At 74.2% G+C, this 13,531-nt stretch carries 10 protein-coding genes; 2 read left to right on the top strand and 8 right to left on the bottom strand.

Annotation, left to right across the window (positions count from 1 at the left end):
- Window positions 1–1,532, bottom strand: a 1,532-nt coding sequence (locus BM142_RS23115; protein ID WP_092203725.1) for an HNH endonuclease signature motif containing protein, incomplete at its 3' end; no start/stop codon positions are given.
- Between the two features lie 133 nt (window positions 1,533–1,665).
- On the bottom strand, window positions 1,666–2,331 hold the full coding sequence (locus tag BM142_RS23110; protein WP_092203723.1) for a TetR/AcrR family transcriptional regulator: 666 nt from the start codon (window positions 2,329–2,331) through the stop codon (window positions 1,666–1,668).
- A gap of 123 nt (window positions 2,332–2,454) precedes the next feature.
- On the opposite strand from BM142_RS23110, the gene BM142_RS23105 reads away from it, so the two are divergent.
- Together BM142_RS23105 and BM142_RS23100 are read left to right on the top strand one after the other, a co-directional pair.
- Complete coding sequence (locus BM142_RS23105) at window positions 2,455–3,660, top strand: FAD-dependent oxidoreductase (RefSeq protein ID WP_092203721.1); 1,206 nt, start codon at window positions 2,455–2,457, stop codon at window positions 3,658–3,660.
- A 3-nt stretch (window positions 3,661–3,663) separates the two neighbouring features.
- Window positions 3,664–3,972: a putative quinol monooxygenase gene (locus tag BM142_RS23100; protein WP_092203719.1), complete on the top strand. Its 309-nt coding sequence runs from the start codon at window positions 3,664–3,666 to the stop codon at window positions 3,970–3,972.
- Window positions 3,973–3,985: 13 nt separating this feature from the next.
- Here the strand turns inward: BM142_RS23100 and BM142_RS23095 are convergent, their stop codons facing one another.
- Genes BM142_RS23095 through BM142_RS23070 form a run of 6 tightly spaced genes read right to left on the bottom strand, consistent with a single transcriptional unit; the run spans window position 3,986 to window position 13,531 of the window.
- The gene (locus BM142_RS23095) at window positions 3,986–7,165 is read right to left on the bottom strand and encodes a glycosyl hydrolase (RefSeq protein ID WP_254791193.1); all 3,180 of its coding nucleotides are present in this window, start codon (window positions 7,163–7,165) and stop codon (window positions 3,986–3,988) included.
- On the bottom strand, window positions 7,162–8,613 hold the full coding sequence (locus BM142_RS23090) for an MFS transporter (protein ID WP_092203735.1): 1,452 nt from the start codon (window positions 8,611–8,613) through the stop codon (window positions 7,162–7,164). The genes BM142_RS23095 and BM142_RS23090 overlap by 4 nt, the downstream gene beginning before the upstream one ends.
- Window positions 8,600–9,523 carry an alpha/beta hydrolase gene (locus BM142_RS23085; RefSeq protein ID WP_092203717.1) on the bottom strand — a complete coding sequence of 308 codons (924 nt, stop codon included), beginning with the start codon at window positions 9,521–9,523 and terminating at the stop codon, window positions 8,600–8,602. Before BM142_RS23085 ends, BM142_RS23090 begins: the two co-directional genes overlap by 14 nt.
- Complete coding sequence (locus BM142_RS23080; protein WP_217640855.1) at window positions 9,520–10,404, bottom strand: Gfo/Idh/MocA family protein; 885 nt, start codon at window positions 10,402–10,404, stop codon at window positions 9,520–9,522. Before BM142_RS23080 ends, BM142_RS23085 begins: the two co-directional genes overlap by 4 nt.
- Window positions 10,401–11,903, bottom strand: a complete 1,503-nt coding sequence (locus tag BM142_RS23075; RefSeq protein ID WP_092203715.1) for a glycoside hydrolase family 43 protein — start codon at window positions 11,901–11,903, stop codon at window positions 10,401–10,403. The genes BM142_RS23080 and BM142_RS23075 overlap by 4 nt, the downstream gene beginning before the upstream one ends.
- On the bottom strand, window positions 11,900–13,531 hold the full coding sequence (locus BM142_RS23070) for a GH35 family beta-galactosidase (RefSeq protein WP_254791191.1): 1,632 nt from the start codon (window positions 13,529–13,531) through the stop codon (window positions 11,900–11,902). The genes BM142_RS23075 and BM142_RS23070 overlap by 4 nt, the downstream gene beginning before the upstream one ends.

Genomic DNA, 13,531 nt, shown 5'->3' with positions numbered 1-13,531 from the left:
TCGTCGGGGTGGTCGTCCGGTGGTGGGTCGGGGTCCGGCTGTGGGGGTGGGCGGAGGCCGGGTGGTCGGGTGGTGCGGGTGATGCCGGACGGGCTGGTCACGTGCAGGGTGCCGTCGGGGTCCATGCGGAAGGTCCAGCCGCGGGCGAAGGTCTTGAGCCGGTGGTGGGAGCGGCACAGGCAGCAGAGGTTGGTGCAGGTGGTGGCTCCGCCGTCGGCGTGCGGGATGACGTGGTCGTGGTCGGCCCAGCCGGCGCGTTGCCCGCAGTTGGGGGTGCGGCAGCGTCGGTCGCGGGTGCTGGTGAACCGGTGCTGGGCGGCGGTGGGTTCGTAGGCGTCGGTGGCCGGTGGCATGCCCAGCACCGGGCAGCCGCACCCCGCCGCGGAATCGCCAACGGAATCGCCCGTGGCGTCGCGGCCGGTGGCGGGGTCGCCGTCGGTGGGGCCGTGGGGGTGGTGGGGGCAGCCCCGTCGGGCCAGGCGGGTGAGTTCGGTGGCGGTGGCGGTGGCCAGCAGCCGGCCGTCGGCGTCGGTGAGGGCGAAGGTGAGGGTGCCGCCCTCGGGCGTGTTGAGGCCGAGGGCGCCCACTCGGGTGAGCAGGTCGCGCAGATGGGCGGCGGTGAGGCCGAACCCGTTGACCTCCCCGCCCCGGGTGGAGGTGCCTTCTAGGCCGTCGAGGGCGGCGGTGACGGCGAGGTTCACCGTCACCCCGGGCAGCCCGGAATCGGCCGGGCGGAGGATGAGCATCCCCATGATCGCGGCCCGGATCGCCCCGATCGGGCGCGGGTCCCCGTCGGCCTTGGCCATCGCGGCCAGCTGGTCGATCACGTCGTAGCAGGCCGCCGCCTCCTCCGCCGTCATGTCCGCGGCCAGGGTCGCCATGCCATCGGCGGCCTCGCGGCAGCGCACGTCGGCGGCGGCCTTGGCCTCCTCGTGCCGCTGCCCGATCGCCTCGGCGTCGAGCTCGGCCAGCAGTTCCAGCGCCCGGGCCCGCAGCCGGGCCAACGACAGATCCCTGGCCTCGCCCAACAGCCCGGCCTCCACGGCCCGGGCCAGCTCGGGGGCGGCGTGCTGCAGGGCATCGGCCAGCACGCCGGCGCGGCGCTCATCGAGCTCGCCGCGGCGCAGCGCGGCGAACGTGCCCGGCAGCCCCTGCTGCCACACGAAGGCGCGGCGGGCCCGGAAGGCCGCCGTCCCCCGCCCCAGGTTCAGCGCGTGGGCCAGCTCGTCGGGAAAGAACTCGCTCACCCCGGCGAACTCCGGCGCGGTGCGCCGCCAGGTGCGGCTGCGCCCACCCCGGGACCCGGCCGGCGGGTCGTCGACGTCGGGGCGCAGCTGGGCCAGCCGCAGGATCAGCTCGGCCTCCCGGGCGGTCTCCCGCGCCCGGTTGCGCTCGATCCGGCCCAGCTCGGCGGCCACCTGCGCGTCATCCAGGGCCGAGACCGGCAACACCGGGGTCGGCTCCGAGCAGGTGCCCAGCCAGTCGGCCAACAGCCCCTCCACCCGGGAGGGAGCCTGCGCCGTCGACTGCATGAACCGAACATACGTACGACCACCGACAGTTTCGGCGAGCCTCCGTCGAAGCACAGGGTCGACGTCGTCGTGACGCGCGGCAGACCCGGGCCTCGGCTTCGCCCCGGTCGCGATGTGGAGGGCGATCGCACATTCAGTCGCGGGATGCACCGAGCAGGTAGCGGACCGCGACCTCCCCGAGATCGGCGACGAAGGCGTCGTCGTCGACGGGCTGCGCCGTCGCGAAGGCGGGGCCGTACGCCACGCGGATGATGGACGCCGAGAAGACGGTGCCGAAGCACGAGCGGACCGCCGGTCCGGGGTCGGGATGAGTGAAGCTCCCGGCCACCCGGAGGACCACCTGCCCGAACCGCTCCCCGAGTTCCCTGCTGTACCGGGAACCACGCTCGCGCACCTCCGGATGCGCGGCCGAGATCAGGACGACGGAGCGCAGGAAGCGCTCGTGCCGCAGAGAGATGGCGACCATCTCGGCGACCGCCGCACGCACCAGGTCGGCCGGCGCCAGGCCCTCCCAGCGACCGTCGTCCGCGAACACGTCCTGCTCGGTCCGCAGGCGCCCGATGCCGTGCTCGTAGACGGCGAGGAACAGAGCGTCCTTGCTGGTGGTGCGGGCGTAGATGGCCGGGGGCGCCACCTGCGCGCGCTCGCACACCGCCGCGATCGTGAAGGCGTCGTAGCCACCGTCCTCGAGGATCGCGACGCCCGCGTCGAGCACCCGCTCCCAGGCTTCCCGGCTACGCCGCTGCTTGGGCGGGCGAACCTGCAGCTCGTGCGGCACCGCGGCCTCGACGTCGCTCACCCGCTGATCCTCTCCCCTCTGGCGTCCCTCGACGGGGCTGCTTGACAGCACCGTGACGCCCACTACAGTTCTCGTCTAACAGTAGTGCTCGCTACAGTTTCACTCACTCCGTCGAGGTGCCCCGTGACTTCTGCTCCCTCTCCTCGCCGCGGACGCGTCGCCGTCCTCGGGGCCGGCCCGGCCGGCATGGCCGCCGCGCTCGGCGCGATCAAGGCGGGGCACGACGTCGTCGTCTACGAGCGGTACCGCGAGGCCCGGCCCGCCGGGAACATCCTCAACCTCTGGCCGCCACCGCTGAAGGCGCTGGCCGCGCTCGGCGTGGACACCGAGGACCTCGGCGCGCCCACGCACTCGGAGTTCCGGAACCTGCAGGGAAAGATCCGGGTCGACGTCAAACTCGACGAGGAGGTGAAGGCGGCCTTCGGGGGCGGCTTCATCGGACTGCTGCGGCCCGAGCTGTACGAGCGGATGCTCGCCGCCATCCCCGCGGGGACGATCAGGTTCAACGCGCGGGTGGAGCGGATCGAGCAGGACGAGCGCGCGGTCACCCTGCACTTCACCGACGGCACGAGCGCCGAGCACGACGTCCTGGTCGGGGCCGACGGCATCGACTCGCTGGTCCGCCGGACCCTGTGGGGCGATGCCCCCAAGCGGGAGCACCGACTGCACATCTTCGGCGGGTTCACCTTCGAGGACGTCGCCGGCACGGTGCCGAACAAGTGCGTCCTCACGCACAGCCGGACCGTCCAGGGCAGCTGGACGTCGATCCGCAACAAGGGCCGCGACGGCCACCAGTGGTGGGTGCTGACGTCGACCGATCCCGACGCCCCCGCACCGGCCGACCTCAGGTCCACGGCAGCCGAACTCGCGGAAGGGTTCCCCGCGCCGCTCCCCGGACTGATCGCCGCGACCGAGCCGCAGGACGTCCAGCGCTGGGTGCTCCGCGACCGGCCGGCCCTGAAGCAGTGGTCGAAGGGCCGGGCCACGCTGGTCGGCGACGCCGCGCACCCCACGTCCCCGTACGCGGCCTACGGAGCCGGGATGTCCATCGAGGACGGCTACTTCCTCGGCGTCGCCCTGCGCGGGGCCGACCTCACCGACCCGGCTGCGGTGCAGCAGGCGCTGCAGTCCTACGAGGACCCGCGCAAGCCGCACACCGCCAAACAGGTGCAGATGGCCTACGTGCTCGGCAAGGTGTTCCACCACGCCCCGGCGCCGCTGCGGCCGATCCGCGACTTCGTCTTCGACCACACCCCGTTCCTGCAGAAGATGGCCGGCGACTCCAATCCCCGCGAGATCAACAAGCAGCTCGCCCTCATCGAGGACTGAACCGTGCTCATTGTCATCGGCAGCGCCACCGCCGCACCGGGCCGCCGCGACGAACTCGTGGCGACGGCCCGGACCATCGCGGCAGCCACGCGGACTGACCGGGGCTGCCTGTCCTACTCCTTCGCCGCCGACCTGGACGACGAGGACCGCGTCCTGAGCATCGAGGTGTGGGCGGACCGGGCCGCTCTGGACGACCACATGACCCACCACCACACGCGGGAGTTCCTCCGGGTTGCGCCCGGCCTGCTGGCCGGCGAACCGGTCATGTCGTTCCACGACGTCGCGGAGGCCGCGCCGACCGCAGCCGGCTGAGTCGGGAGGCTGCTCACCCGGGCACGCGCAGGACGACCGGGCCGCTCAGCCCCGACGTCCGCACCGGGGCGTCGGGCTCGTACACCGTCGCCACGGGGCCGAAGATCTCCCCCGTCGGCGTCCCGGCCTCGGCGATCAGCCGGTTCATCCAGGCGTTGGCCACGTCGATCTCGATGGTGTTGGCGCCACCGCGCAGGGCGCCCGTCAGATCGACCCGCCAGGGTTCGGTCCACACCACGCCGCCGTCGGCGCCGTTGACCCGCACCCGGGCCAGGTCGCCGACGTCGGCGCCGAGGTCGAGTACGACCACCGAGTCGCCCGGATCCTCGTCCAGGTCGATGTCCGTCGCGTAGGTGCCGACACCGGCGAAGCCGGCAGCGGCCGGGCCGAGCGAGGTCCAGGGCACCGGTCCGCCGTCGAGGGCCGTCTCCAGGACCCCGGGCAGACGCAGCCGCCACTCGCCGTCGAGCGGCAGCTCCGCCACCGGCTCGGGGGGCTGGTCCTGCGCAGTCTCCCCTCGCAGCACGAACACCGAGCCGAGCGCGGGCACCGTGAGCGCGTGACCGCTGCCGGCCCGGGGCAGCGGTCGGCGGAGCAGTGCGACGGGATCCCAGACGAGCAGGGAGGCCCCGTCCTGGGCGCGCAGGGTCGCTGACACCGGCTCCGGCAGCGGGTTGGCCAGGAAGGCCACCTCGCCGGCCGGTGTCCGCCGCCCGATCCGGAGCAGCCGCGCGCCCTCGACGGTGAGCGAGGGTTCCAGGCCCAGGTCGGTCAGGGTCGTCGCCAGATCGGTGTCCCGGACGGCCCCGGAGGGAGCACCCCACAACCGCTCGCAGAGTCGCGCGTGCTCGTCGTCGTCGTCGGCGAGCGAGGGCGAGGACGAGGGGCGGGCTCCCACGACGGTGGCCCCCTGGTCGACCAGCTCCTGGAGACGGCGCAACGCCCGCACCGTCATGCGGGAGCTGGAGCCGCCGAGGAGGAGGACGCGGTAGCGCGCCCCGCCTGCCACCAGGTCACCGTCCTCCACGGTGACCGCCGACTCGAGGCCGGCGAGGTCGACGTAGTCGACGTCGAATCCGGGAGGCACCGTCCCGTCCGGCGCCTCGCCGAAGATCGAGGTCACCGGCGCTTCCTCGCCGACGAACACGGCGACGTCGACGGCCGGCAGGCCCTGGTTGAGCAGCCACGAGCATCGCGCCAGGTAGTCGATCCACGGCCCCGCCAGCTCGGCCCACGGCTCGGTGCGGATGAACGCCTGGCCGAGCTGCGGGGCGAGCCCGATGCCGGGCGGCGGCACCTGCACCGGCTGGTGCGGTGACGTGTGGATGCAGAAACGGGTGACCCCCAGCGCGAGCTCCAGGTCCGCCACGTGCTTGAGCCGCCGCGGCGTGTAGCTCCACGGCCGGTGGAACGCGGTCATCGACTCCGCGCCGGTGAACGCCTTGCCGTGCACGTGCGCCACCGACGACGCGCCCTTGAGGTCGGCCAGGAAGGTGGACCTCGGCGCTTCGGTCCCGGCGTCGAAGACCCACATCGCGCCCATCGGGACGTCAGCGTGGCTGCGCATCGCCAGGTCGTCACCGAGCTGCGGTCGGTGGTCCTCGAGCGCCTCGGCGTAGTACGCCAGGCCGCGGGCGTGCGCCTCGGCCGCCACCGTGCCGTAGTACTCGGACGCCACCAGGTCGGCGATCGTCCGCCGGTGGTCCCACAGGAACCGGTCCGTGCGCTCGGCGTCCCCGACGACCAGTCCCGCCAGCGCCGGCAGCCATCGCACCGGGTCGTAGCCGCGCAGTTCGGTGAACCGTTCCCGCAAGCGGTCGGTGGCGTTCTGGGGCCCGGACTCGATGCTGTCGCTGAGCAGGGCGTCCAGCCCGGCGTCGTCGAAGAAGCCGAGGTAGGTGTCCAGGTACCGGCGGACCGCCGCCGCGTCGAGCTTGTCCACCTCCAGCCCGGTCGCGTCCGGAGCCGCGGGCCCGTTGGTCTGACCGGTGAGCGACGCCCCGAAGCGGAGGATCCGCCATCTCCCCTGCGGCGCCTCCCACCGCAGGACGCCGTCGCGGTCCACGTGGTCCGTCAGCTCCAGCACCCGCTCCGGGTCGATGACGGACGTAGGCCCGGGTGCATCGAGCGCGTAGTAGTCGGGGGCCGCGGCGAACCCCGCCTTGACCTCCGCCTGGTGCACCCGACCGCCGGGGTAGAGCGCGAACTCCGACACCAGGAACTCGGCCATCCGCTGGAAGACCGGCAGCGGCCGCACGCCCGGCGCCAGGCCCGGTGGGCCGGCCGCGGCATCACCCGTCAGCACGAGCCGGAAGCGGCGAGCCGTCACGGGCGGGAACGCCACGGTCCGGACCGGCACCGCCTTGCCGGCCGGGTTCTCGAGAACCTCCAGGTCGGCCACTCGGCGGTAGTGCACCCCGTCGTCCGAGACCTCCAGGTGCGCGGACGGCGGCGGTGCCGCCCCGAAACCGCGGGGACCGGGCAACCCGACCGTGACGGCGGCGGCCGACACCGGTCGGTCGAAGATCTGCTCGATCCACGCGGTCGAGGGGCCGTCGGGGTTGCGCGGCAGGGACACCGCACCGTCGAAGCTGCCGTCGACCAGCGCACGCCAGTCCGGCACGGACGCGGAGGCCGCCACCGCCGACGGCAGCAGTGCGCCGGGCACGTCGTCGGCGGGCACGGCGACCGCCGCCCAGTCCTGCGCGTACCGGTGCACCCCGGGGTCAGCGTCCCACCGGGGGCAGTCCTGATAGGGGCCCGCGACATCGGGCAGCGGTGCCAGCTGCTGCTCCACCGCCCGGCCGCCCTCAACCACGGTCTCGGACCAGACGACCTTCTTCATGGCGTCCGCGGGCTCGACCCACGGCCCGCCGGCGGCGCTCCACCCCGGCGAGGTGGCGACGGCGAACTCCAGGCCGAGCTCCCGCGCGGTGTCCGCCGCGAGGCGCACCGCCTCCGACCACGCCGCCGAACCGTGCGCCACCCGCTCCGGGACGACCAGCGGCGTCCCCATCCCGCCGTCGAACAGCTGGACGCCGCGCACCCCGACCCGCTGCAGCCACTCGAGGTCGAGCCGGATGCCCTGAGGATCGACGTTGCCGTCCATCCAGTGCCACCACGCCCGGGGGCGGGCGTCGTCGGGAGGCGAGCAGAAGCCGCGCCAGAGCCGCTCGAGCTCCGGGTCGCTCACGGCTGCCCGACGAGGGGGACGGGGCGGGCCCGCTGCGGGAGACCCAGGCCGAGGACGCCGGCCACGGCCACCATCCCGGCGCCGACGAGCAGGGCGACGCCGAACCCGTGCGTGACGGCGTCGGGAGGAGCCCCGTCGGCGCCCGCGGTCACCGCCGAGGCGACCGACACCAGGACGGCGAGCAGCACGGCTCCCCCGATCTGCCGGGACGCATTCAGCAGCGCCGAGGCCACCCCGGTGCGCTCGTCGCCGACATCCGACATGGCGGCGACCGTCACCGGGAGCCCGGAGATGCCGAAGCCGGCCATCGCGAGGAAGGACGGGACGAGGATCTGCACCGTGTAGCTGCCGTCGGCATCGAGGCGGGACAGCCACGCCAGCCCACCCACGGTGAGCCCGACGCCGATGACGTACACCGTCCGGTGCGCGAACCGGCGCATGAGACGCGGGGCCAGCTGGGCGCCCAGGGTGATGCCCACCGCCGGGGGCAGCAGCGCCAGGCCGGCCGTCAGAGCCGTCATGCCCTGCACTTCCTGGAGGTGCAGTGACAGGAAGTAGAAGGTGGCCGGCAGCACGCCGCCGGTGAGCAGCGAGATGCCGTCGGCGAGAGCGAGCGGTCGGATCCGGAACAGCGACAGCGGAACGATCGGCACGACGGCCCGGCGCTCGATCAGGACGAACAGGACGAGGCAGGTGGCGGCAGCGGCGAGGAGCCCGACCGTGCGCGCGGAGGTCCAACCGCTCTCCTCGGCCGCGATGATCCCCGCGACCAGCCCGGCCGTGCCCAGCGTGACCGTCAGCGAGCCGGGCAGGTCCAGCTGCCCGCGCACCGGCCGGCGAGGGGTCCCGGTGAGTGCCCAGACCGACGCGGCGACGAGGACCACCCCGATCGGGACGTTGACGATGAGGACCCATCGCCAGTTCAGCAGGCCGGTCAGCACACCCCCGACCACACCGCCCAGTGCGCCGCCGAGCCCCGCGACCCCGGCCCACACGCCCAGCGCCCGCGCGCGCTCGTCCGGCTCGGGAAAGGTCGTCGTCAGCAGGCTCAGCGTGACCGGCGCGAGGATCGCGCTGCCGAGCCCCTGCACCGCCCGGGCCGCGATCAGCTGCCAGCTCTCCTGGGCGAGGCCGCCGACGAGGCTGCTGGCGGTGAACACCACCAGGCCGCACAGGAACACCCGCTTGCGGCCCAGCAGGTCCGCCGCGCGCCCGCCGAGCAGCAGGAACCCCGCGAAGGTGAGGCTGTAGGCGTTCAGGACCCACTGCAGCCCGGTCGTCGAGAGGCCCAGGTCGTCCCGGATGGCCGGCAGGGCCACGGTGACGACGGAGACGTCGAGGACCGTCATGAGCGCGACGGCGCAGGCGATGACCAGCACCGCGGGCTTGTGCTGCGCGCCGCCGGTCGTCCGCACCTCGACCTGCGCGGAGGTCTCAGCGGGCGACATGGCCGCCCAGGGCATCGGCCAGGTAGCCGACCGACCGGCGGACGACGGCGTCCACGTCGGCGCAGCCGTCGAACCCGTGCCCGGCGTCCGGCACGGGCACCAGCTGGACGTCGGCACCGACGGCGACGAGGGCCTCGGCGAGGACCTCGCTCTGGGCGTACGGGACCACGGGGTCGGCCGTCCCGTGGACGAGCAGGAACGGTGGCGCGCCGGGACGGACGTGCGCGACCGGGCTCACCGCCGCCCGGGTCGCCGCATCGGCACCGTCCAGGAGGACCTCCAGCGGCGGGACCAGATCCGCCGGCGAGAGCCGGGCCGCGACCTCGGGAGGCAGGTCGACCTCGGGCATGGTCTCGGCGGAGGCGACCCCGTACCAGTCGAGGACGGCGTCCACCGCGCTGGACGGACCGACGACCCCCACGTCCCCCTCGAGGTCGGGTCGGTGCGCGGTGAGTCCGACGAGCGCTGCGAGGTGACCGCCGGCCGACTCCCCGCCGATCCCGACGCGGGCCGGGTCCAGCCCCAACCGGTCCGCGTGGTGCCGCAGCCAGCGCACCGCCGCCTTCGCGTCGTGCAACTGCGCCGGGAAGCGCGCCTCCCGGGCGTGGCGGTACTCGATCGTCGCCACGGCCAGGCCGGCGGCCAGCAGCTCGTCGAAGAGCTGGCCGGGGCGCAGGACGGGTGGGAGGAATCTGCGGTTCCCCGACATCCACGCGCCGCCGTGCACCCACACGACCAGGGGCACCGGACCGCCTGCATCGGGCACCCACAGGTCGAGCTCCAGTGCCCGGTATCCCGGGACGGCGGCGTAGACCGCCCCGGCGTAGTGGCGGACGCCGTCCTCCCGTCGGGTCGGGACCGGAGGCGGGAGGAAACGGGCCAGCAGGTCGCCCGCCTGCACGTCGGTCATCGCGTCGGCTCCCCCAGTTCTCGTTCTGCGGCGGTCAGCAGGCGCTGCAGCCGTACGCCGCGGTGCACGTCCGGGGCGTCCGAGGCCGTCCCGGCCACCGCCTCGGCGAAGTCGGTGGTGATCCGCGAACCGAGGCTGCCCCGGTCCTCGGCACCCGGGTCGGCGAGCACGACGCGTCCGGCGTCCGTGACCGCCTCGCACCGCAGCGGTCCTCGGGCTCCCGGGGTGGCGATGGACAGCGTGACGTGGCTGACCGCTCCGGATTCGTGCTCGAGGGTGAGGGCCGTCGCCGCGCCGGTCCGGCGGGCGTGGACCACCGTGGCCGGTCCCCCCGCCGCCTCCACCAGGTCGAGCGCGTGGGGACCGACGTCGAAGAGCGCCATCTCGGGGCGCCGCCACGGGGTGGCGAACGGCGATCCGGCGCTCGCCTGGCTGCCGACGAACTCCGCCGTCAGGACGCGCGGAACCGCGCCGGAGACATCGGCGAGGAACGTCCGCACCGCGTCGGTCCACCGGTTGGTGAGCATGAGCTGGGTGACGACGCCGGCCTCGTCCACCGCCGCGGCGATCCGCTCCGCCTCCTCGACCGTGAAGGCGAGCGGCTTCTCGAGCATCAGGTGCCGCCCGGCCGCGGCGGCGACAGGGGCCAGCCGGGCCTGCACGTCGGGTGGCACGGCGAACGCCACGGCGTCGCAGGTCGACAGGAGCGCCTCGAACGACGACGCGACGGGCACCCCGAGGCCGGCTCCCAGCTCTGCCGCCGCCTCGGGGCGTCGCGCCCACACGCCGGCCAGTGTCGTGGCCGGTCCGGCGGCGAGCATCGGCCCGGTCGCCATCCTCGCCCACGGACCGGCGCCCACCAGCCCGACGCGGAGGCTCACGCGGCCCACGGCCGCGGCCCGGCGGGTCCGCCGCCGACCACGGCCGGGTCGTCGGCGCCCTCGTACGCGAAGGAGCGCACCAGCACGCTGCCGCTCGTGCAGCAGATCCCGACCATGCGGCCGGTCATCCCGCCGGCGACCTCGGTGGAGAGGTAGCGCCCGTCGACCTGCCCCAGCTCGGTGAAATCGCCGTCGCGCACGAGCCCGGCGACGACGCGGTCCGGGCCGCGCGCGGTGGAGAACTCGTGCCCCTCGGTCGGCAGCATGCGGACCTCCAGCTCGGCCGGCCCGCCGAGTTCGGCGCGGCCGAGCTCGTGCCGGACGTCGCCCACCGCCCACACCGCGCGCACGGTTCCGGCGACGACCTCCAGATCGAGGGCATGGCGCGGGTCGATGCGGACGGACAGCCCGCCGGTGCCGGTCACGTCCAGCCGTGCCCGGACGCGGGCGAACAGGTGCTCCTGGCGCCGCCCGACGAACACGGGCTGGGCACCGGCAGCGGTCACGCACCAGCCGTCGTCCGCCGGATCGACGACCTCCGACGGGAAGCGGGACGCCGCCACCCAGGTCGGCGGGAGGACGGTCCCCGTCAGCTCCTCGCGCACCGCCGCATCGGGCGCCGTCGACGGCTCGACGTGGCCGGCGAGCACCGGCCAGCCGTCCTCCCAGACGACGTCGTCGGCGAAGGTCTCCCGGCCGAGCACGTGCCACTCGGGGCTCGAACCCCGAGTGCGCACGCCGTGGTACACGAGCGCCCAGCTGCCGTCCGGCCGCTGCACCAGGTCGGAGTGGCCGGTGCTCTGGACCGGCAGATCGGTGCTGCGGTGGGTGAGGATCGGATTCGCCGGATTCCCCTCGAAGGGGCCCTGCGGCGACGGGCCACGGGCGATGGTCACCGCGTGCCCCTTCTCGGTGCCGCCCTCAGCGACGAGCAGGTACCACTCCTCGCCGATCCGGTAGAGGTGCGGCCCCTCCGGGAACTTGCCCCCGGTCCCCGACCAGAGCCACCGGCGCTCGGTGAGCACCTCACCGGTCAGCGGGTCGATGGCCGACTGCACGATCCCCTCGCCGCCCTTCGGCCCGAACCCGGCGTAGGACATCAGGCAGGTGCCGTCGTCGTCCCAGGCGAGGTCCGGGTCGATGCCGATCGCCGACGGGATGCGCACCGGCTCCGACCACGGGCCCGCCGGGTCGTCGGCCCACACGATCAGCTGGCCGCCCTCGTCGGACCAGTTCGTGGTGATCAGCCAGAACCGGCCGTCGTGGTGACGCAGCGTCGGGGCGAAGATGCCGCCGGACGGGCCGGCGGACGACACGTCGAGCTGCGACGGCCGGTCGAGGACGTTGCCGATCTGCTCCCACGACCGCAGGTCGGTCGAGCGGAAGATCGGCACGCCGGGCGCGTACTCGAAGCTCGACGTCACCAGGTAGTAGGTGTCGTCCACCCGGCAGATGCTCGGGTCGGGATGGAAGCCGGGGATCACCGGCCGCTGCGTCATCGCGCGTCCCGCACGGCTGTGCGCAGCACGGTGATCCGGGCGGCGCCGATCTCGTCGAGGGGGACCACGTGCAGGCGCTCGTCGCCGTTCAGCAGCCGGCCGCGCGTCCAGCGCCCGTCCTCGAACCGGAGCTCCTGGACCTGGTCCACCTCGACCGCCTCCCCGGGCGCGCCGAAGTCGACGGTGACGCCCTGACCGATCAGCAGGAAGGTGTCGTCCCCCTCGGCCAGGAGGAGGCCGAACGGCCGGGTGTCCCGCGGCGCGGGCGGCCCTGCCGCTCCACCCGTCTCGCTGGGCGGGGGCGGCGGCGGAGGCGGGGGCTGCACACCGGCGTCGAGGAGCATCCGACCGAGGAGCTCGCGGGATCCACGGGCGGTCACGTCGAGGCCGCCGAGCCGGAAGGACTGCTCCGGGTCGTCGTCGAGCAGGATGCCGGCGATCCGGCCATCGCCCTGAGCCACCGCGATGTCCCGCGTGAGCGGGCCGAGCAGCGCACAGGCACGGGCGAGCTGGCTGTCCACGCGGCCGTCCTCGATGCCGAACACCGAGAAGCCGATGGCCCGGTGGTGCCCCAGGGCCCAGAACAGGTTGCCGGTCCGGAACCTCGTCTCCGGGACGAACAGGGGGTTGTCCGGGCGGTCGTACACCGCCATGGCCGACTGCGCGTCGTCCACGTAGATGTCCGGGGCGAGCAGGTCCAGCGACGGGGCGGCCGCCTTCCACACGTCGAGCACCCGCGACGTCGGACCGCCGCTCGGGTACTCCCCCGCCCGCGACTGGCCCGGCTGGGGGCCCAGCCAGGCGTTGACGTACATGGGCAGGGCCTTCGCGGCCTTGCCCGCTTCGGCGAGCGCCTCGACGTAGCTGGCGAACGCCCACGCCATGAAGACCTCCTCGGCCTCCCAGCCGGTGCCGAAGACCTCCGACCACGTACCGCTGGTGCGCCGACCGTGCCCTTCCCACAGCTCGGCGAGGACGGCACCCAGCCGGTCGGAGACCTCCTCGAGGTGAGCCAGGAGCTCCTTCGGTACCTGCTGGACCCACGCCTCGTCCGCAGCGGGCGAGCGGTCCCGGCTGTCGCCGAGGAGACCGATCTCGTTCTCGACCTGGACCATGACGACCACGTGGTCGGGGTCGGCCTCGGCCAGGTGCTGCACGAGGGCGACGAACGCGGCGCGGTCGGCGGCCAGCAGGTCCGGGTTGAAGACCGAGAGGACGGGCTTCGGCATGGCGCCCGGGTAGGTGAACGCCTCCTTGGTGACGCCGCGGACGACCGCGCGCGGGAACCGCCCGGTGTCCGACCGCACCCACCGCGGGGCATAGGTGGACGCGGCGTTCTTGAACGCGCCGAACCAGATGAGGACCAGGTGCATGCCGTGGTCCCGAGCCGCCGCGATCTGGGCGTCGACGGTCGAGAAGTCCAGCTCTCCCTCGACCGGCTCCACCTGGGCCCAGCCCGCGCTGCCGATGACCGTGCCGACCCCCATGCCGGCCAGGTGGTCGAGTGCACGCCGCATGTGCTCGGGATCGGACGCGGCCGAGTTGTGCAGCTGACCGCCCAGCAGGAGGGTCGGCTCGCCGTCCACCACCAGTTGCGCCCGCCGCTCCGTGCTGCGCAGCGTCGGCAC

Origin of the sequence: Blastococcus tunisiensis (genome assembly GCF_900112815.1) — a bacterium.
Lineage (GTDB): Bacteria > Actinomycetota > Actinomycetes > Mycobacteriales > Geodermatophilaceae > Blastococcus_B > Blastococcus_B tunisiensis.
This window is presented reverse-complemented; position numbering and strand designations above follow the sequence as displayed.

Excerpts from the sequence above, each read along its gene's own strand:
- BM142_RS23075 (WP_092203715.1), bottom strand. The coding sequence starts at position 11,903 with ATGACGCAGCGGCCGGTGATCCCCGGCTTCCATCCCGACCCGAGCATC.
- BM142_RS23090 (WP_092203735.1), bottom strand. The coding sequence starts at position 8,613 with ATGTCGCCCGCTGAGACCTCCGCGCAGGTCGAGGTGCGGACGACCGGC.
- BM142_RS23085 (WP_092203717.1), bottom strand. The coding sequence starts at position 9,523 with ATGACCGACGTGCAGGCGGGCGACCTGCTGGCCCGTTTCCTCCCGCCT.